This is a genomic window from Arthrobacter sp. B6, assembly GCF_001663775.1.
In the GTDB taxonomy this organism is placed as follows: domain Bacteria; phylum Actinomycetota; class Actinomycetes; order Actinomycetales; family Micrococcaceae; genus Arthrobacter.
In genome coordinates, this window is the sequence record NZ_KV467169.1 from 361,689 (window position 1) to 379,240 (window position 17,552).

The 17,552-nt window shown below is 66.4% G+C and carries 17 protein-coding genes and 1 tRNA gene; 8 read left to right on the forward strand and 10 right to left on the reverse strand.

The window, feature by feature from the left end:
• The gene (locus AU175_RS16295) at positions 1-453 is read left to right on the forward strand and encodes a globin (protein ID WP_066292006.1); all 453 of its coding nucleotides are present in this window, start codon (positions 1-3) and stop codon (positions 451-453) included.
• A 44-nt stretch (positions 454-497) separates the two neighbouring features.
• Here AU175_RS16295 and AU175_RS16300 read toward each other — a convergent pair whose 3' ends face one another.
• On the reverse strand, positions 498-1,157 hold the full coding sequence (locus AU175_RS16300; protein ID WP_066292007.1) for a hypothetical protein: 660 nt from the start codon (positions 1,155-1,157) through the stop codon (positions 498-500).
• A 63-nt stretch (positions 1,158-1,220) separates the two neighbouring features.
• On the opposite strand from AU175_RS16300, the gene AU175_RS16305 reads away from it, so the two are divergent.
• Entirely contained in the window at positions 1,221-2,201 is a 981-nt protein-coding gene (locus AU175_RS16305; RefSeq protein ID WP_066292009.1) for an acyl-CoA thioesterase, read from the forward strand.
• A gap of 93 nt (positions 2,202-2,294) precedes the next feature.
• On the opposite strand, the gene ettA is transcribed toward AU175_RS16305, so the two are convergent.
• The 3 genes from ettA to AU175_RS16320 all read right to left on the reverse strand — a co-directional run bounded on the left by ettA (position 2,295) and on the right by AU175_RS16320 (position 5,228).
• Positions 2,295-3,977 carry an energy-dependent translational throttle protein EttA gene (ettA, locus tag AU175_RS16310; protein WP_066292012.1) on the reverse strand — a complete coding sequence of 561 codons (1,683 nt, stop codon included), beginning with the start codon at positions 3,975-3,977 and terminating at the stop codon, positions 2,295-2,297.
• Positions 3,978-4,022: 45 nt separating this feature from the next.
• On the reverse strand, positions 4,023-4,508 hold the full coding sequence (locus AU175_RS22460; RefSeq protein ID WP_231938634.1) for a DUF6993 domain-containing protein: 486 nt from the start codon (positions 4,506-4,508) through the stop codon (positions 4,023-4,025).
• Positions 4,509-4,679: 171 nt separating this feature from the next.
• On the reverse strand, positions 4,680-5,228 hold the full coding sequence (locus tag AU175_RS16320; RefSeq protein ID WP_066292015.1) for a single-stranded DNA-binding protein: 549 nt from the start codon (positions 5,226-5,228) through the stop codon (positions 4,680-4,682).
• A 206-nt stretch (positions 5,229-5,434) separates the two neighbouring features.
• On the opposite strand from AU175_RS16320, the gene AU175_RS16325 reads away from it, so the two are divergent.
• Positions 5,435-5,510: transfer RNA gene (locus tag AU175_RS16325), tRNA-Arg, on the forward strand.
• 89 nt (positions 5,511-5,599) lie between these two features.
• Here AU175_RS16325 and AU175_RS16330 read toward each other — a convergent pair.
• Positions 5,600-6,892 (reverse strand): ROK family protein, encoded by a 1,293-nt coding sequence (locus AU175_RS16330; RefSeq protein ID WP_066292019.1) that lies wholly within the window; start codon positions 6,890-6,892, stop codon positions 5,600-5,602.
• A gap of 135 nt (positions 6,893-7,027) precedes the next feature.
• Here AU175_RS16330 and xylA point away from each other — a divergent pair, with 135 nt between their 5' ends.
• On the forward strand, positions 7,028-8,215 hold the full coding sequence (gene xylA, locus AU175_RS16335) for a xylose isomerase (protein WP_066292021.1): 1,188 nt from the start codon (positions 7,028-7,030) through the stop codon (positions 8,213-8,215).
• Positions 8,216-8,298: 83 nt separating this feature from the next.
• Positions 8,299-9,720: a xylulokinase gene (locus AU175_RS16340; RefSeq protein WP_066292024.1), complete on the forward strand. Its 1,422-nt coding sequence runs from the start codon at positions 8,299-8,301 to the stop codon at positions 9,718-9,720.
• A gap of 136 nt (positions 9,721-9,856) precedes the next feature.
• Here AU175_RS16340 and AU175_RS16345 read toward each other — a convergent pair whose 3' ends face one another.
• Genes AU175_RS16345 through AU175_RS16355 form a run of 3 tightly spaced genes read right to left on the reverse strand, consistent with a single transcriptional unit; the run spans position 9,857 to position 13,076 of the window.
• Positions 9,857-10,696 carry a sugar phosphate isomerase/epimerase family protein gene (locus AU175_RS16345; RefSeq protein WP_066292028.1) on the reverse strand — a complete coding sequence of 280 codons (840 nt, stop codon included), beginning with the start codon at positions 10,694-10,696 and terminating at the stop codon, positions 9,857-9,859.
• Positions 10,693-11,907: a dihydrodipicolinate synthase family protein gene (locus tag AU175_RS16350; protein WP_066292031.1), complete on the reverse strand. Its 1,215-nt coding sequence runs from the start codon at positions 11,905-11,907 to the stop codon at positions 10,693-10,695. Before AU175_RS16350 ends, AU175_RS16345 begins: the two co-directional genes overlap by 4 nt.
• A complete protein-coding gene (locus AU175_RS16355) occupies positions 11,907-13,076 on the reverse strand; it encodes a Gfo/Idh/MocA family protein (protein WP_066292038.1) in 1,170 nt (389 codons plus the stop codon). Before AU175_RS16355 ends, AU175_RS16350 begins: the two co-directional genes overlap by 1 nt.
• Before the next feature lie 189 nt (positions 13,077-13,265).
• Between AU175_RS16355 and AU175_RS16360 the strand changes: the two genes are divergently transcribed.
• Positions 13,266-14,378 carry a LacI family DNA-binding transcriptional regulator gene (locus AU175_RS16360; protein ID WP_066292040.1) on the forward strand — a complete coding sequence of 371 codons (1,113 nt, stop codon included), beginning with the start codon at positions 13,266-13,268 and terminating at the stop codon, positions 14,376-14,378.
• Position 14,379: 1 nt separating this feature from the next.
• Positions 14,380-15,126 (forward strand): alpha/beta hydrolase, encoded by a 747-nt coding sequence (locus AU175_RS16365; RefSeq protein ID WP_066292043.1) that lies wholly within the window; start codon positions 14,380-14,382, stop codon positions 15,124-15,126.
• Here the strand turns inward: AU175_RS16365 and AU175_RS16370 are convergent.
• Positions 15,102-15,896, reverse strand: a complete 795-nt coding sequence (locus AU175_RS16370) for a sugar phosphate isomerase/epimerase family protein (RefSeq protein ID WP_066292046.1) — start codon at positions 15,894-15,896, stop codon at positions 15,102-15,104. The genes AU175_RS16365 and AU175_RS16370 overlap by 25 nt on opposite strands.
• Positions 15,897-16,026: 130 nt before the next feature.
• Between AU175_RS16370 and AU175_RS16375 the strand changes: the two genes are divergently transcribed.
• On the forward strand, positions 16,027-16,656 hold the full coding sequence (locus tag AU175_RS16375) for a GNAT family N-acetyltransferase (protein ID WP_066292048.1): 630 nt from the start codon (positions 16,027-16,029) through the stop codon (positions 16,654-16,656).
• On the opposite strand, the gene AU175_RS16380 is transcribed toward AU175_RS16375, so the two are convergent.
• Complete coding sequence (locus tag AU175_RS16380; protein WP_066292050.1) at positions 16,649-17,551, reverse strand: aldose 1-epimerase family protein; 903 nt, start codon at positions 17,549-17,551, stop codon at positions 16,649-16,651. The genes AU175_RS16375 and AU175_RS16380 overlap by 8 nt on opposite strands.
• Between the last annotated feature and the right edge of the window lies 1 nt (position 17,552).

Below are 17,552 nucleotides of genomic sequence, written 5' to 3' on the forward strand. Positions count from 1 at the left end.
ATGAGCATACCCACCGAGCCGCAGCAGCCGCGCCAGCTAATGCAGAACGATCCATTCAGCCAGCCCGGCTACACGGACAACTTCTATGACGCCGTGGGCGGCCATGACACGTTCGTCCGCCTCATCGACGTCTTCTACGACGGCGTGGCCACCGACCCGCTGTTGCGCCCGATGTACCCGGAAGAGGACCTTGGCCCGGCCAAGCGCCGTTTCCTGATGTTCCTGGAGCAGTACTGGGGCGGACCCACCACCTATGGCGAGGAACGCGGCCATCCTCGGCTGCGGATGCGGCACATGCCATTTCGCGTCACGCCGGAGGCGAAGGACCGCTGGCTGTTCCATATGCGCACGGCCGTGGATACGTTACGGCTGCCCCCGTTGTACGAAGGCACGCTGTGGGACTACATGGAGCGCGCAGCCCTGTCCATGGTGAACAGCCCGTCAGGGAGCTGATTGCCGGTCCGGCCTGACCAGGCCGGACTGTTTCCAGGCCCGGTTTAGCCCAGCCCGCTCCCGGTCCGTGCAAGGACGTGCCCGCGGGCGCCCGTGAGCCGGAACCACCGGCCTGCACGGAAAAGCTTCTGGTCGCCGTCGCCAAGGAACCCCAGCGCCAGCGCGGCAAACGCGGCTCCGGCCGGAAGCCCCAGGGTATCCAGCGGCCGGCCCCAGACTGCAGCCCGGGCATTATTGACGATAAGGGCCCCCGGTTTGTCCGGCACAATGCCGGCCACTTCCGCGATTCCCGCTTCGGCGGCCTGCCGCAGGTCGGCATCCGGAACGGGCCCTATCAGCTCCCAACCTGTCCTGGGGGCGCTGACCCCGGTCCACGATTCGGTGACGGTGGACGGCGGAACCGGCAGCTCGACGTCGCCCTCCCCTGCCCGGGCAAGACGGTCCAGGACCGCTGACAGCGGGACCGTGACATCGGTGCCGGACCGTTCCGCAAGTCCCATGGTGCGCAATCCCAGGATGGTGGGGGTTGATTCGCCCAGCAGCCGCGGCCTCAGCACGCACACGTAGGCGGCCAGGACTGAGCCCGCAGCCTGAAGCCGGATGGCGCCGTCGTCTATTGTTTTGGCGCGTGTAACGAAGGTGCGCAGATCGGCTAGATCACGCGGATCGGCGAAGTGGAAGGACTGGGTGAGTAGATCAGACACACTAAGAACACTACCGGCTGCACCATGTTTGAGCGCTGCCGGGGTGGCGTCTAGAGTCGAACCATGACTGAAGCTGACGCCGGATTGCTGGCCCCGCCCAGCGGTGACCCCACCTCATCGCTCATCAAACTCCTGGACCTTGGCGAACTGGAGGGGGCGCGCACCGACGAGGACATCTTCCTGGGGCCCTCGCAGCAGCAACCGCATCAGCGGGTCTTCGGTGGCCAGGTTCTTGCCCAGTCCCTCATCGCTGCCAACAGGACGGTGGATCCTGAGCGCCACGTGCATTCCATGCATGGATACTTCCTGCGGCCAGGCGATGCCAACAAAACCATCACCTTTGGCGTCCAGCGCCTGCGGGATGGCCGCTCCTTCTCCGCACGCCGGGTCCACGCCTACCAGGAGGGTGTGCCCATCCTCTCCATGATCGCGTCCTTCCAGGGCGACGATGAAGGCATCGAGCACGAGTCAGCCATGCCGAAGGGAATCCCGGATCCTGAATCACTGCCCAGCACGGCCGACCTCCTGGGCAAGTTTGACCACCCCGTGGCCCGGCACTGGTCATACGAGCGGCCGTTCGACATCCGCCACGTGGATCCGGCCTTGTATGTCTCGGCCAAGGGAAAACGGGAAGCCCGGAACGCCGTGTGGATGAAGACGTTTGGCCCCATGCCGGACAACACCAACATGCACCGTGCGGCGTTGGCCTATGCCAGCGACTACACCATCCTGGAATCCATCCTCCGCCGGCATGGGCTGAGCTGGATCACCCCGGGCATGAACGTGGCCAGCCTGGACCACGCCATGTGGTGGCACCGCCCGGCCCGCGTGGACGAGTGGCTGCTCTACGTCCAGGAATCCCCCAGCGCCCAGGGTGCCCGCGGACTGGCCACCGGAAAGATTTTCAACCGGGCCGGACAACACGTTGCATCCGTCGCCCAGGAGGGAATGGTCCGCGTTCCCACCGACCTGAAGAACAAAGTGGTAGGGGCCTTCCAGTCCAAAGTCCTCGGGCACCAGATCCGGAAGGCCGGGAGGGACTAGCCCCGCTTACGTACCTGCCTGCGACTGGCACTCAGGCGCGAAAACAGGCCGGCACCCCGTAGGGTGCCGGCCTGTTCCACTCACGGCATGGAATCAGTCGCGCGTGAGGCGGCGGTGGGTGACGCGGTGCGGCTTGGCAGCGTCGGGACCCAGCCGCTCCACCTTGTTCTCCTCGTAGGATTCGAAGTTGCCCTCGAACCAGTACCACTTGGAGGGGTTCTCCTCGTCGCCTTCGTAGGCGAGGATGTGGGTGGCCACCCGGTCCAGGAACCAGCGGTCGTGGGAAACCACCACAGCGCAGCCGGGGAATTCCAGCAGTGCGTTTTCCAGGCTGCTGAGGGTTTCGACATCGAGGTCGTTGGTGGGTTCGTCCAGGAGCAGCAGGTTGCCGCCCTGTTTGAGCGTCAGGGCCAGGTTCAGGCGGTTGCGCTCACCGCCCGAGAGCACGCCGGCCTTCTTCTGCTGGTCCGGACCCTTGAAACCGAACGCGGCAACGTAGGCGCGGGACGGCATCTCCACGTGGCCCACCTGGATGTAGTCCAGGCCGTCGGACACAACCTCCCACAGGGTTTTGTTGGGGTCGATGCCGCCGCGGCTCTGGTCCGCGTAGGAAATTTTGACGGAGTCGCCGATCTTGAGGTCGCCGCCGTCAAGCGGCTCCAGCCCTACGATCGTCTTGAACAGGGTGGTCTTGCCGACGCCGTTGGGGCCGATGACACCGACGATGCCGTTGCGCGGAAGCGTGAAGGAGAGACCGTCGATGAGCGTGCGGTCCTCGAAGCCCTTTTGCAGGTTTTTGGCTTCCAGCACCAGGCCGCCGAGACGCGGTCCCGGCGGGATCTGGATCTCTTCGAAGTCCAGCTTGCGGGTACGGTCCGCCTCGGCGGCCATTTCCTCATAGCGGGCAAGGCGGGCCTTGGACTTGGTCTGGCGTCCCTTGGCGTTGGAGCGGACCCACTCAAGTTCTTCCGTGAGGCGTTTGGCCTGCTTGGCGTCCTTCTTGCCCTGGACTTCAAGCCGGGCGCGCTTCTTCTCCAGATAGGTGGAGTAGTTGCCCTCGTACGGGTAAAGGTGGCCGCGGTCAACCTCGGCGATCCACTCAGCCACGTGGTCCAGGAAGTACCGGTCGTGGGTGACTGCCAGCACTGCCCCGGCGTAGTTGGAAAGGTGCTGTTCAAGCCACAGCACGCTCTCGGCGTCCAGGTGGTTGGTGGGTTCGTCGAGCAGCAGCAGGTCAGGCTTCTGCAGGAGAAGCTTGCAGAGGGCCACGCGGCGGCGTTCACCACCGGAGAGGAGCGTGACGTCCGCGTCTGCGGGCGGGCAGCGAAGGGCGTCCATGGCCTGTTCCAGCTGGGAGTCCAGGTCCCAGGCGTCGGCAGCGTCGATGGCTTCCTGCAGGTGGCCCATCTCTTCGAGGAGTGTGTCGTAATCAGCGTCGGGGCTGGCCATTTCCTCGGAGATCTCGTTGAAGCGCTGGATCTTGCCGTAGATTTCGCCAACACCTTCCTGGACGTTGCCCAGGACGGTCTTTTCCTCGTTCAGTGGCGGTTCCTGGAGCAGGATGCCCACCGTGTACCCGGGACTGAACCGCGCTTCGCCGTTCGAGGGGGTGTCCAGTCCAGCCATGATCTTGAGAATGGTGGACTTACCGGCACCGTTCGGGCCAACGACACCAATCTTGGCGCCCGGGAAGAAGGACATGCTTACGTCGTCGAGAATAAGTTTTTCGCCAACGGCCTTACGGGCCTTGGTCATTGTGTAGATAAATTCCGCCATGCTTCCAAATCTAGTGGGTTGGCAGGGATATCTCACATTCGTCCGTCAGGCGGGAGCTCCCACAAAACACTTGCCGCTCGCCAGCACAGGCAGCACCGTGACAGTTACACTGCCGTCCCGGATTTGCCCGATGACACACTCGGCACCGTCCAGGACGGCCGCTTCGATGGCATCCGCTTCCAGACCGGTAGGCGTCCGGCTTTCGGAGATCTCCAGGACCGCGCCCGGGATCCCGGCCCCGGTCACCGCTTCTCTCACCTGGGCCGTGGCGGGCCTGGGGGTGCCGGCAGCCAGCCGGTTCAGCGCGTCGGAGAGGGTCTGCTTCAGCGCGGCCGTCGCCGGGGTGGCGTCCGCGGCGGGAACGGATGCAGGGGCAGAAGGGGCCGGCGCAGTGGAAGGCGCTGCGGTCCGGGCCGACGACGTGGCGCTTGTGTCGGCCGCGGACGTGGCGGTCCCGGACTGGTTCCCTCCGTTGCACGCGGACAATGCTGCGACGCACGCCAGGCAGCCGGCGACTGTGAAGAGAAGCATGCGGGAGGATGTGCCGACTGATGACGGGGACCAAGGTCCGGGAAATTTTGAATGTTTCCGCCGGCGTTCCGTGCTGCTCGTCATGCCGCCCATTCTGCCACGCCGCGCGGCGGTGTTTGTTGCCGCGCGGCGGGCCGCAGCTTGGCGCTCCGCAGCACGCAGGCAGTGCCTTCAGGTCGCCGCTCCTGCGAGCTCGCCGGTTTCAGTGTCCACTGAAACGTAGCTGCCGGTGGCATCCTCGAAAACGATGTCCTCCGGCGTGCCGTCTTCCTCCGGGTAGTCGTCCGGACCGGAGTCCACGCCTGCCGGGTCATAGCCGTCGCTGCCGGACCGGGCGGAAGTCTCAGAGTCCGGCAATTCATTCTTCGGCGTCCGGATGTAATTGGCGGAGCCCCACTTAAGGTCGTGGCCCACGGCATCGGCGGTGATTTCGGCCTTGTGATAGATGCGTCCGTCCCGCTCCCAGCTTGCCAGCTTCAGCCTGCCGACCACGATGACCCGCTGGCCCTTCTTGATGCTGCAGCCCATGTTCCCGGCCAGTTGGCGATACCCCTGGACCGTGAACCAGTTCATGTTGTCCTCGATCCACGTGCCCGAGGCTTTGTCGAAATGACGGGACGGGGACCCCAGCCGGAACGATGCCGTCCCAATGCCGGTGGTGGTGGTGGACGTGGTGACGTCCGTGGCCACAAAGCCCCGGATGGTAATGATGTCGGTCATGATCGTGTCCTGTCTCGAAGGTGATGCCCTAGCGGGCAAAACCAGCTTCGCGCGGACGCCTTGCTGCCGCGAGGGGCGGATTTGCGTATGTGCACAACGCAGCCAGGGACAGCACTGTGGAGGACAGGTGGCGCCGTGACGGCGCCGGGACCCGGGGGCATGTAAACTTTTTTGAGGCATCCGAATATAGGTATCGGAGACCACGTGCCCCAGTAGCTCAGGGGATAGAGCAGCGGCCTTCTAATCCGCCGGTCGGGGGTTCGATTCCCTCCTGGGGCACCAGCAAATGCACTGAGGCTTCGGCCTGCGGATGACGCAGGCCGAAGCCTCAGTGCTTGTGGTGACGTTCCGCCCGCTGGTTGCGGGAGGGCTCACGGCGCCTGGCCGGAGAGCCGATGCGGGGCTTCCACAAGGGAACGGACAACGCTGCCGGCCGCACCCAGCAGCGCGCCTGCCTGCCCCACTGCCGACACGCTGATGTGCTCGGGCAGGATCTTGCCAGGTGCGTATCTTTCCAGGCTTTCCGACAGCGACGGCCTGACCCATTCCCCCAATATGGCGAAGTGGCCGCCCAGCACCACTGACGAGATATTCAGCAGCCGGACGGTGGAAGCGACCGCCACACCGAGGTAATGGCCGGCACGCGCGACTGCGGCAAGCGCGTCCCCGTCGCCGGCCGCGAGCGCCGCCAGCAACTGGGCCAGGCTCTCGGATCTGGAGGGGCCTGGCAGTGCTGGACCGGAGGCAAGGCGCGAAGCCGCCGGCCCCGCGGGTGGGGTCTGTGCGGGAATTCCCGCGGCGGCAAAAATCGCGTCCTGGCCGGCCACGGTTTCAAGGCAGCCCGTGCCGCCGCAGGAACAGACTGTTCCCTCGGGCTGGACGACCACATGCCCGAGTTCGCCGGCATGCCCGTGGGGGCCGGTAAACAGTTCAGAGCCGATCACCAGACCGCCGCCCACGCCCACCTCGCCGGACACAAACAGGAAGTCCGCGTCCCCGGCAGGACGGTATCGCAGCTCGGCAAGGGCAGCGGCGTTGGCCTCGTTGAAAAGCCTGGTGCCCAGTGGCACGTGCGGCAACAGGGCACCCAGGTCCAGGGTCTCTGAGTCCCAGCCGAGGTTGGGAGCCGTGATGACTGTGCCGGTTTGGTCGTCAACGAGCCCGGGAACGGCGAGCCCGCCGCCGAGAACGCGGACCCCCCGGGCCTCCGCCGCGCCCCGGAGCCCGGCGGCGAGGTCCGCCAGCGCTGCGGCTACGGAACCGGGCGTGGCGGTGCGGTTGTCCTGCTCCCGCAATTCCTGGAGCAACAGGTTGCCTGCCAAGTCCATCACGCCCGCGGAGATGTAGTCGACGTTGATCTCCATCCCCATCACGCCCCTGGCCGGATTGAGCTCCAGCCCCACGCCTGGCCGTCCTCGTTCCCCCTGCGGATTCAGCCCGATTTCACGGACAATCCCGGCATCGAGGAGGTCCAGCACCAGGCTCGATACAGATGCTTTCGTGAGACCTGTGAAGGCAGCGACCTGGGCGCGGGTCAGGTGCGTGCCTGACCCGGACTGCGCGATCCGCCCCAGTACCAGGGCCAGGTTTCCGCGGCGGACGTCTCCCATGCTTCCCGGGGCCCCCGCCTCGGAGGTGCCGGCAGCCGGCGCTGATTTGGCCATCCGGCCCTCCTTTTGAAGTTCATGCCCATCGGGCAGTCCTCATCCTATTGACCATAGCTCATGGCCGCTTATATAGTTCAAGCAATAAACTAACTAGCGGGAACGATGGTTCCCCTCCAAGTGCAAGGACGCATCATGACTCTTACGCCCACCCCCGGCGACAAGTTCACCTTCGGCCTCTGGACCGTGGGCTGGACAGGAGCGGACCCCTTCGGAGTTGCCACCCGGAAACCCTTGGACCCTGTGGAGGCAGTCCACAAGCTCAGCGAACTGGGCGCATACGGCATAACCTTCCACGACAACGACCTGGTCCCGTTCGACGCGTCGGTCTCTGAGCGCGAGCTGATCCTCAAGAACTTTAAGGCCGCCCTGGCCGAGACGGGCCTCAAAACCCCCATGGTGACCACCAACCTCTTCAGCCATCCGGTCTTCAAGGACGGCGGCTTCACCTCCAATGACCGCTCCGTCCGCCGCTTCGCCCTGAGCAAGGTCCTGCAGAACATCGACCTCGCCGCCGAGCTGGGCGCCGAGACCTTCGTCATGTGGGGCGGCCGCGAAGGCAGCGAATATGACGGCTCCAAGGACCTGTCCGCCGCGCTGGACCGCATGAAGGAAGGCGTCGACACCGCCGCCGCTTACATCAAGGACAAGGGCTACGGCCTGCGCATCGCCCTGGAGCCCAAGCCCAACGAGCCCCGCGGCGACATCTTCCTGCCCACCGTCGGACACGGACTGGCCTTCATCGCCCAGCTCGAACATGGCGACATCGTGGGCCTCAACCCCGAGACCGGCCACGAGCAGATGGCCGGTCTGAACTTCACCCACGGCATCGCCCAGGCCCTCTGGGCAGGGAAGCTGTTCCACATCGACCTCAACGGCCAGCGCGGCATCAAATACGACCAGGACCTGGTCTTCGGCCACGGCGACCTTACCAGCGCCTTCTTCACCGTCGACCTGCTCGAAAACGGGTTCCCCAACGGTGGTCCCAAGTACGACGGCCCTCGGCACTTCGATTACAAGCCCTCCCGTACCGACGGCTACGACGGCGTGTGGGAATCCGCGAAGTCCAACATGGCCATGTACCTCCTGCTCAAGGAACGCGCCCTCGCCTTCCGGGCCGACCCTGACGTGCAGGAGGCCCTGAAGACCTCCGGCGTGTTCGAGCTCGGCGAACCGACCCTTGCCGCCGGTGAGTCCACAGCGGACCTGCTCGCTGACGCGTCCGCCTTCGCGGAGTTCGACGCCGATGCCGCCGCCGAGCGCTCCTTCGCCTTCGTGCGGCTCAACCAGCTGGCCATCGAGCACCTGCTCAACGCCCGCTAGGCCGCAGGCACCCAACCAACAGCACCACGGCGCCGCCGGATCAGGACAAGATCCGGCGGCACCGGCGCATCAAAAGGAACCCCATGGCCCTCGTAGCCGGAATCGACAGCTCCACCCAGTCCTGCAAGGTAGTGATCCGTGACCCGGACACGGGCGAGTTGGTGCGCCAGGGCCGCGCCAGCCATCCCGAAGGAAGCGAAGTCCACCCCGACCACTGGTGGAACGCGCTGCAGGCCGCAATCAGCCAGGCAGGCGGACTCGCCGACGTCAGCGCCATCTCCGTCGGCGGCCAGCAGCACGGCATGGTGTGCCTCGACGCGACCGGTGATGTCATCCGGCCGGCACTGCTGTGGAACGACACCAGGAGTGCTCCCGCCGCCCTGGAACTGATCCGGGAGGCCGGCGACGGCGACTCGGCCGCAGGTGCCCGCTACTGGTCCCGCGCCACGGGAACTGTTCCGGTTGCGTCCCTGACCATCACCAAACTGCGCTGGCTCGCAGACAATGAACCGGCAAACGCAGAACGCGTTGCCGCCCTTTGCCTGCCCCACGACTGGCTCTCCTGGCGCCTGGCTGGCTTCGGTCCCGGCAGCGGCGAGGCGGGCCTGGCCGCACTCCGTACCGACCGCTCAGACGCCTCGGGCACAGGCTACTACTCCGCCTCCTCCGGCGAGTACCTTCCCGACGCCCTCCAAAGGTCCCTTGGCCACGTCCCCCGCCTTCCCGCCGTCGTCGGTCCGCTGGACATCGCCGGGAAAACCCCGGAAGGGGCGCTCATCGGACCGGGTGCCGGGGACAATGCCGCCGCGGCGCTTGGCGTCGGCGCGGACGTGGGGGACGTAGTCATTTCGCTGGGTACCTCGGGAACTGTCTTTGCGGTATCGGACACCCCGACGGCCGATGCATCGGGGCTCGTCGCAGGATTCGCGGACGCCACGGGCCACTACCTGCCGCTCGCCTGCACGCTCAATGCAACACGGGTCTTCGACGCCACCGCCGCCCTGCTCGATGTCAACCTGGAGGAATTCAATGAGCTGGCATTGGCGGCTCCCGCAGGAGCCGGAGGCCTGACACTGGTTCCTTACTTTGACGGCGAGCGGACACCCAACCTTCCGGAGGCGGCAGGATCCCTGCACGGCATCACCCGGGCGAACTACACCCCGGCGAACCTGGCGCGCGCCGCCGTCGAAGGCGTGGTGTGCTCGCTTGCTGACGGCCTCGCGGCCCTGCAGTCGCAGGGCGTAGACGCCCGGCGGGTCATCCTGGTCGGCGGAGGAGCGCAGTCGCCTGCCGTGCAGTTGGCGGCCAGCCAGCTGCTTGGCCTTCCTGCCTTTGTCCCCACACCCGGCGAGTACGTGGCCGACGGCGCCGCCCGCCAGGCAGCCGCCCTACTGGCCGGCACTTTCCCGGACTGGACCCTCAGCGGCGTGGAATTGCCGGCGGAATCTTCCGACGGCGGTGTCCTCTACAGGTACCGCAGGCACGCCGCCGCCTACCTCGCCTAAGTCCGGCAACAGAACACGGCCCGAGTGCCCGGCGGCAAATTCAAAAGGACCTGCACCGCGAAGGCGGTGCAGGTCCTTTTTTGGTGGGGCGCAGGCGCCTGCCGTGACGTAGCAGGCGCCCGCGGTCTGCATCAGGTCAGGCGTACGGAAGTACCAGCTCCGCGTAGCGCTCCTTGACCGTGGAAAGGACGATATGGCCATCCGTATCCCAGATCTCCTGATTGAAGATTTCGACTTCGATGTCGCCGGTGTATCCGGCGTCCCGGACCCAGGTGCCGATGGTGGCGAAGTCAATGACGCCGTCGCCCATGTATCCCCGCGACAGTAGCGGATCCGCGGCGATGGGCATGTTGAAGTCGCACACCTGATAGGACGCGATTCGGTCTTCCCGGCCGGCGCGTTCAATCTGTGTCTTGAGCTCCGGGTCCCACCAGACGTGGAAGGTGTCGACGGCGACGCCAACATCCTTCGTGTCGAACGGGGCCGCGAGGTCCAGGGCTTGCCCCAGGGTGGAGATCAGGGCACGGTCCGCGGCGTACATCGGGTGCAGGGGTTCGAGCACCAGCCGGATCCCGTTCTCGGAGGCGAACGGGACAAGGTCGGCGAGACGGTCGGCGACGCGCTGGCGGGCAGCCACCACGTCCTTCTCCCCCGGCGCCAGACCGCCGACCACCAGGAAGAGTTCCCGCGTGTCCAGCGCCGCGGCTTCGAGGATCGCCGCGCGGTTGTCAGCGAGTGCGGCGGCCTGGCCTTCAGCGTCGGCTGCTGTCAGGAAACCGCCGCGGCAAAGCGAGGAGACCCGGAGGCCGGCGTCCTTAATCAGCTTGGCGGCCTTGTCCAGCCCAGCTTCGGCAACGCGGTCACGCCATGGGCCGATCGACGGAATGCCGGCATTGACGCAGCCGTCGACGACCTGCGCGAGGGTCCACTTCTTGGTGGTGGCGCTGTTGATCGCAAGGCGCGAGAAATCGCTCATACTCCCACTCCGTTGATCCGCAGGTAGTCCGACATCCGGAAGGCGGCCAGGGCCGGGTCCTTCAGCAGTCCGGCCTGGTCGGCCAGTTCGAAGGTTTTTGCCAGGTGCACCACGGAGCGGCCGGAGTGCAGGCCGCCCACCATCTGGAAGCCAGGCTGCTTGCCGTTGAGCCAGGACATAAAGGCAATCCCGGTCTTGTAGTAGAACGTGGGAGCGCTGAAGATGTGCTTGCCCAGTTCCCGCGTTGAATCGAGGATGGCCCGCGCCTTGGCGGCGTCCCCGGCGTCGTAGTGCTGCAGCGCAACGGAAGCCGCGGGGTAGATGGCTGCGAAGATGCCCAGCAAGGCATCCGAGTGGTGGCTGCCGTCGCCGTCGATCAGTTCCGGATAATTGAAGTCGTCGCCCGTGTACAGGCGGACGCCCTCAGGAAGCACGGCACGGAGTGCCACTTCATGGCCGGCATCCAGCAGGGACACCTTGACGCCGTCCACCTTGGCCGCGTTGTCACGGATCAGGGACAGGAATGTCTCGGTGGCGGCAGCGACGTCGTCGTTGCCCCAGTAGCCGGCCAGCGCCGGATCGAACATTGTCCCGAGCCAGTGCAGGATGACGGGCTGGTCCACTTCCTGAAGAAGAGTCGAATACACCTTCAGGTAGTCTTCCGGACCGGTGGCCACCCGGGCCAGTGCCCGGGAGGCCATCAGGATGACCTTGGGCCCGGCCTCACTGACGACGGCGATCTGCTCACGGTAGGCGTCCAGGACTGCTGCCAGTCCGGCCTCGCCTGTGGGCAGCGTGGCGATATCCAGCTGGTCGGTGCCCGCGCCGCAGGAGACGAGGTCGCGCACGGTTTTGCCGGCGGTCGCGGCATTGCCCGAGGAGACCACCGAAGCAGCCTCGACGCCGGTGCGTTTGATGAGCTGCTGGGTTGCGGCCCAGTCAAGGCCCATGCCGCGCTGGGCGGTATCCATGGCATCGGCAACACCGAGACCATAGGACCAGAGTTCATGCCGGTACGCCATGGTGGCGTCCCAGTCGAGCCGTGCCGGGGCACCCGGGGTGTTGTCGGCCAGTACCTCGGGAATAACGTGCGCTGCGGCGTAGGCGCGGCGGGCCGTGAGGGGGGCTGTGGGCTTGGCCCACGACGCACCGCCCTGGAGGCGGTACTCCCGGGTGCCGCCGTCATTGGAGGGAAGGATCAGCGAAGTCATCAGAGCGTGATCTCCGGGATGTCGATGGTGCGGCGTTCGTCGTTGGACTGCAGGCCCAGCTCGGCGAGCTGGACGCCGCGGGCCGCGGAGAGCAGGCCAAAGCGGTGTTCGCGGCCCGCTACGACGTCGCGGAGGAATTCTTCCCACTGAAGCTTGAAGCCGTTGTCCAGCTCAGCATTGGCCGGCACTTCCTGCCACTGGTCGCGGAAGGATTCCGTCACGGGCAGGTCCGGGTTCCAGACAGGCTTGGGGGTATGGGCGCGCTGCTGTGCAACACACTTGTTCAGGCCGGCAACGGCGGAGCCGTGCGTGCCGTCGATCTGGAACTCGACCAGTTCGTCGCGGTAGACGCGGACTGCCCAGCTGGAATTGATCTGGCCGATGACTTCGTCCCCGCCCGGGGTTTCGAGCTCAAAGATGCCGTAGGAGGCGTCGTCGGCGGTGGCCTTGTATTCCTTGCCTGCTTCGTCCCAGCGCGCGGGGATGTGGGTGGCGGTCTTGGCGTTGACGCTCCGGACCTTGCCGATGATGCCTTCGAGGACGTAGTTCCAGTGGCAGAACATGTCCGTGGTCATTCCGCCGCCGTCTTCCTTGCGGTAGTTCCAGGACGGGCGCTGCGCTGCCTGGACGTCGCCTTCGAAGACCCAGTAACCGAACTCGCCGCGGATGGACAGGATGCGGCCGAAGAAGCCTTCGTCAACAAGGCGGCGCAGCTTCACCAGGCCGGGAAGGTACAGCTTGTCGTGCACAACGCCCGCGGTAACGCCGGCTTCCTTGCCGATGCGTGCCAGTTCGATGGCCTCTTCGAGTGTTTCCGCCGTGGGCTTCTCAGTGAAGATGTGCTTGCCGGCCAGCATTGCCTTCTTCAGCGTCGCGGCGCGGAGGCTGGTCATGGACGCATCGAAGATGACGTCCACGGTGGGGTCGTTGATCACGGAATCGAGGTCCGTGGTCCACTCCGCCACCTTGTGCAGTTCTGCGAGCTCACGGATCTTGGCTTCGTTGCGGCCCACCAGGATGGGTTCGATCTGGACCCTGGTGCCGTCCTCCAGCGTGAAGCCTCCGGCGTCACGGATCGGAAGGATGGAACGCAGCAGGTGCTGGCGGTAACCCATCCGGCCGGTGATGCCGTTCATGGCAATGCGGATCGTCTTTGTTTCGAAGCCCATGTGTCCTCCACGGTGAGTGAGCAGTGTTACTCAAGCTGATTCGGGAAAGCGCATTCCCACTGCATCCATTCTGCACCCACCGGCCGCGAATTGGCAAGCGCTTTCCGGCAAGAGCCTAAAACTGCCATAATGTGGTCAACGCCGTTGGCGACCGAGTTCCGCACGAAGTTCCGCATAAAAGGAGATCCCGTGGCTGCAAGTACCCTCACCGAGGTGGCCCGGCTGGCCGGCGTGTCACCCGCCACGGCCTCGCGCGTACTTAACGGTTCTGCCCGGAAGCCCGGACAGGACATCGCCGACCGCGTGCGGCAGGCTGCGGACTCCCTGGGATACATTCCCAACGCCCAGGCCCAGGGGCTGGCCAAGTCAAGCTCGGGCCTGATCGGACTCATCGTCCACGACATCGCTGATCCCTACTTCGCCGCAATCGCCCGCGGCGTCCAGGAGGCCGCCCGGGAGCAGGGCCGCATGGTCCTGCTTGCCACCACTGCCGGTGCACCCGGGGACGAAAAAGAAGCCGTGGCCGCCTTCGCCGCACGCAGGGCCGATTCGATCGTGATCGCCGGTTCGCGTTCGGCCCGCACCGAGGACAGTAAAGGCAACGCCGATCTGGCCGCCGAACTGGACAGGTATTGCCGCAACGGCGGCCAGGTGGCTGTTGTGGGCCACCCGGTAGTGGGAGCCGCGGTGACGGAGGGCTACCACGTGGTGGAAGTACCCAACGAGGAACTTGCCGCCAGCCTTGCCTCCGAACTTGCCGCCTCCCGGCCGGACGACGACTTCGTGATTATCGGCGGGCCGGACGGACTCTTCACCTCCGATGACCGGGTCCGCGGCTTCCAGCAGGGCCTTGCCGAAGCAGGAAGGCCCCCGGCCGAAGTCCTGCGCAGTTCCTTTAACCGCGCCGGCGGATACGAAGCCGGCCTCACCCTCGCGGCACGCATCAAGGCTGCCGGCCCGGGGGGGAAAACGGGCCAGGGAAACGGGGTCCATGGCAAAGCCCGGGGGCTGTGCATCTTCGCCGTCAACGACGTCATGGCCATCGGTGCTGCGGCCGCCCTCCGGAGTGAAGGGCTGCGTATCCCCAGGGACGCCACCATCGCCGGCTTTGATGACATCGAGACGCTGCGCGATTTCCGACCGGCACTGTCCACCGTCCACCTTCCCCTCGAGGACATAGGCAGGATCGCCACACGCAGCGCCGCCGGGTCCGCTGCAGCCGAAGCCGACGCCGCTGCCGCACCGTCTCCGCCGGTGACTGGGCGGGTGACGCTGCGCCGCAGCACCGAGATGGCCTCCTAAGGTGGCCGCGGTCTCCCTCACCGCTGTAGCCGCCCGCGCCGACGGGCCGCGCCCAGCTGTCCTGGTCCTTCCGGGCGGAGGCTACGGCCATCAGGCTGACCATGAGGCGGAGCCGGTTGCCGAGTGGCTCGCCTCGCTGGGAATCCACGCCTTTGTACTCCGGTACCGGGTGGCACCGCACCGCCACCCGGCCCCGCTTGAGGATGCCAAAACGGCGCTGCTGCAGATCCGCAGCGAAGGCAACGGTCTTGCCGTGGACAGCAGCAGGGTAGGGGTCCTTGGCTTCTCCGCCGGCGGCCACCTTGCAGCCACGCTCTCAACGGCGGTGGCAACCGGAGATTCAGCGCTCGATCTCGAGGCCGCCGTCCCGGACCTCACCGTGCTTTGCTACCCCGTGGTCTCCTACACGGAAGAAGTCCATCAGGGGTGCGTGGACAACCTGCTCGGGGCCTCGCCGTCGGAAGACCTGCTCCGGGAGGTTTCCGCAGACCTCCATGTCACAGCGGCCACTCCCCCGGCTTTTGTCTGGCACACAGCCGACGACGCGGCGGTGCCGGTCCATCACAGCCTTTCCTACACCGGGTCGCTGGTCAGGGCCGGCGTGCCGGCCGAACTGCATGTGTTCCCGCACGGCCGCCACGGCCTTGGACTCGCTCCCGAGGATCCGGGACCGGCTCAGTGGACATCGCTGTGCGCGGCGTGGCTGGCACGGATGGGATGGACTCAGTCTTCGCCCAACGCGATGTGATTGAGGAAATCGGCATCATGGCTGACGTTCTCAGGAAGGTCATCCGCGACGAACTCGAGCATCATGTCAATTGGCCGGCCTGCCTCACGCAGGACGTCGGCCACTGACCGCCAGAGTTGCTTGCGTCCGCTGAGGGCCAGCCGCTCCTGCTCCGGCCACCAGGAAAAGCAATGTATGCCGGAAACAAACGGAAGCACTTGCCGCAGGCCCGCCAAGGCGGCTTGGTCGGAGAGTCCGACGGCAGGCTGCCAGTAGGTCCCCACATTGTCCCGGCCCACGTCCTGGAGTAACCGGAGCGTGGACTCCGGCGTGTCCGTGAGGGTCCCGCCGTGGTACTCGAACGCAATTTCCAGCCGCTGCCCGGCGGCTACCGCCGCGATCCGCTGGGTGTCGCGGACAACGTCCGCCCACAGTTCGCCGTCGGATGCGGCGGAGCCGTTGTCACCGGCCCAGACCCTGATCCTCGGCGCATCCAGGCGCACGGCCCGTTCCATCACGGCGTCGAAATCGGTGAAGCTGCCGGCACGGTAGTAGGAGCCCAGGGACAGGACCGCGAGGTCCGCTGCCAGGCTGGCCTCGCGGGCTTCATCCGCCGAGGCGTCATCGCGGATGTGCACATCCGTGCCCCACTCGACTCCCGCGAGGCCGGCGTCCGCCGCAGTCCCGGCAACGTCTGCAATACTGCTGTGCCGCAGCGTCACGGAACAGAGACCAGGGGTAATTGCTGAGCGGTTCCAGTCCGCCAGTTCCGTCTGCTGTCCAAAGTTCATCGGCACTCTTTCCGTAGCTGCGGCCCCGAGAACTGACGGGCCGGGAGGGTCGCAGTCCAGCGTAGCGGGAATGCGTTTGCCGCGTTAATCGTTTCGCGGCGGACCACCCTGGTCGGACTACCCTGTAGGCATGAAGCACCAGCCCGCCCGGGACCTTGCCAGGGCACCCGCGGAATGGTCCGACGTCGAGAGACTGTTCGGGCTGCCCGGCGAGCCGTCCCGCTGCTGGTGCCGTTTCTTCGCGTTCACCGGTCCTGAGTACTCCGCACTGGAACCGGCCGCGCGCAAAGCGCAGCTGCGGGAAAAGTTCGACGGCGCCTCCCCCGCGCCGGGCGTACTCGCCTTCCGCGACGGGCTGCCGGTGGGCTGGTGCGCTGTTGAGCCGCGGACATGTTACCCGCGCGTGCTCCGTTCCCGCGTACTGCGGAGTGCGGAAGCACCGGCCGAGGCAGCGGCTACGGGTCCCGGGCAGCCGGGTGGGATATGGTCCGTGACCTGCTTTGTGGTCGCGCCGGGCCACCGCAGAAGCGGCGTGACGGACGCCCTGCTGCACGCCGCCGTCGACCACGCCCGGGCCCATGGTGCGGGCGTCGTGGAAGGCTACCCGGTTGACCGCGGGCTGAGGCCCAAGGCGGGAGCTGCCGACCTCTATCACGGCACGCTGAACCTCTTCCTGCGTGCAGGATTCCAGCTGGTCAGCTCCACCGTTCCGGGGCGGGCCGTGGTGCGACTGGACCTTCGCGGAGGCCCGGCTAGCTGAGCGCCCTGATGGTCCAGCCGGCCTGGTGCGACTCCCCGGGCGCGAGGTGCACCAGGTCCGTACCGGAATTGAACGCATCCGGCGGGCAGGTCATGGGCTCCACGGCCAGGCCCAGCCTGTCCCTGCCAGTTGGTTTGTCGGCAGTATGGACCTGCACCCAGGGCCAGTTCCCGTCCCACTCCAGCTCAACGCCGGTTCCCGCCGGATCAAGGACACGGACAGCCGCGAGGCCATCTTCTCCGCGGATGATTCCGGTGAAGGCGTGGTCGATCCTGATACTGCCCAGGCGGCGGGGCACGCGGAAATCAAACTCGTGGCCGCCCACCTCGTGCATGCCCCCCGGCAGCAGCCTGTCGGCGGATACGGCGAGGAATTCCTGGGCGGGAAGCTCCAGGGTCCATTCGTCCAGCGGCGAGGACCCGGCCACGAGGTAGGGGTGGGGACACAGGCCGTACGGAGCCGTTTCGGTTCCGCTGTTCCGCGTCCGCACCGTGGCGGCAAGGCCGTCGGCCGAGAGCCGGTAGGTGACGGAGACTTCGAGGCCGGACGGATAGGCCTCGCTGGCTTCGACGCTGCCGGCGAGCGTGACGGCATCAGCGGAGTGGTCACGCAGTTCCCAGTCCACGCCGGTCAGCAGGCCGTGGAGTGCCGTACCGCGCTCTGGCTCGTTGAGGTCCGCCCGGAAGGACCTGCCGGCATAGCTGTAGGTACCGTCCGCAAGGCGGTTGGGCCAGGGGGCGCAGATGACGCCGCGGTAGTCTGGGATGTCACCCTCCGGCCCGAACGTCACCACCAGGTCGCGCCCCAGATACTGGAGTTCACGCAGTGCGCCGCCGCGAGCCGTAATGATGGCCGAGTACGGCCCGAATGCGATGCTGTGTTCCGTGCCCGACATG

Excerpts from the sequence above, each read along its gene's own strand:
- AU175_RS16370 (WP_066292046.1), bottom strand. The coding sequence starts at position 15,896 with ATGAACTTTGGACAGCAGACGGAACTGGCGGACTGGAACCGCTCAGCA.
- AU175_RS16375 (WP_066292048.1), top strand. The coding sequence starts at position 16,027 with ATGAAGCACCAGCCCGCCCGGGACCTTGCCAGGGCACCCGCGGAATGG.
- AU175_RS16305 (WP_066292009.1), top strand. The coding sequence starts at position 1,221 with ATGACTGAAGCTGACGCCGGATTGCTGGCCCCGCCCAGCGGTGACCCC.
- AU175_RS16380 (WP_066292050.1), bottom strand. The coding sequence starts at position 17,551 with ATGTCGGGCACGGAACACAGCATCGCATTCGGGCCGTACTCGGCCATC.
- AU175_RS22460 (WP_231938634.1), bottom strand. The coding sequence starts at position 4,508 with ATGCTTCTCTTCACAGTCGCCGGCTGCCTGGCGTGCGTCGCAGCATTG.
- AU175_RS16345 (WP_066292028.1), bottom strand. The coding sequence starts at position 10,696 with ATGAGCGATTTCTCGCGCCTTGCGATCAACAGCGCCACCACCAAGAAG.
- AU175_RS16330 (WP_066292019.1), bottom strand. The coding sequence starts at position 6,892 with ATGGCCAAATCAGCGCCGGCTGCCGGCACCTCCGAGGCGGGGGCCCCG.
- AU175_RS16355 (WP_066292038.1), bottom strand. The coding sequence starts at position 13,076 with ATGGGCTTCGAAACAAAGACGATCCGCATTGCCATGAACGGCATCACC.
- AU175_RS16340 (WP_066292024.1), top strand. The coding sequence starts at position 8,299 with ATGGCCCTCGTAGCCGGAATCGACAGCTCCACCCAGTCCTGCAAGGTA.
- AU175_RS16320 (WP_066292015.1), bottom strand. The coding sequence starts at position 5,228 with ATGACCGACATCATTACCATCCGGGGCTTTGTGGCCACGGACGTCACC.
- xylA (WP_066292021.1), top strand. The coding sequence starts at position 7,028 with ATGACTCTTACGCCCACCCCCGGCGACAAGTTCACCTTCGGCCTCTGG.
- ettA (WP_066292012.1), bottom strand. The coding sequence starts at position 3,977 with ATGGCGGAATTTATCTACACAATGACCAAGGCCCGTAAGGCCGTTGGC.
- AU175_RS16350 (WP_066292031.1), bottom strand. The coding sequence starts at position 11,907 with ATGACTTCGCTGATCCTTCCCTCCAATGACGGCGGCACCCGGGAGTAC.
- AU175_RS16295 (WP_066292006.1), top strand. The coding sequence starts at position 1 with ATGAGCATACCCACCGAGCCGCAGCAGCCGCGCCAGCTAATGCAGAAC.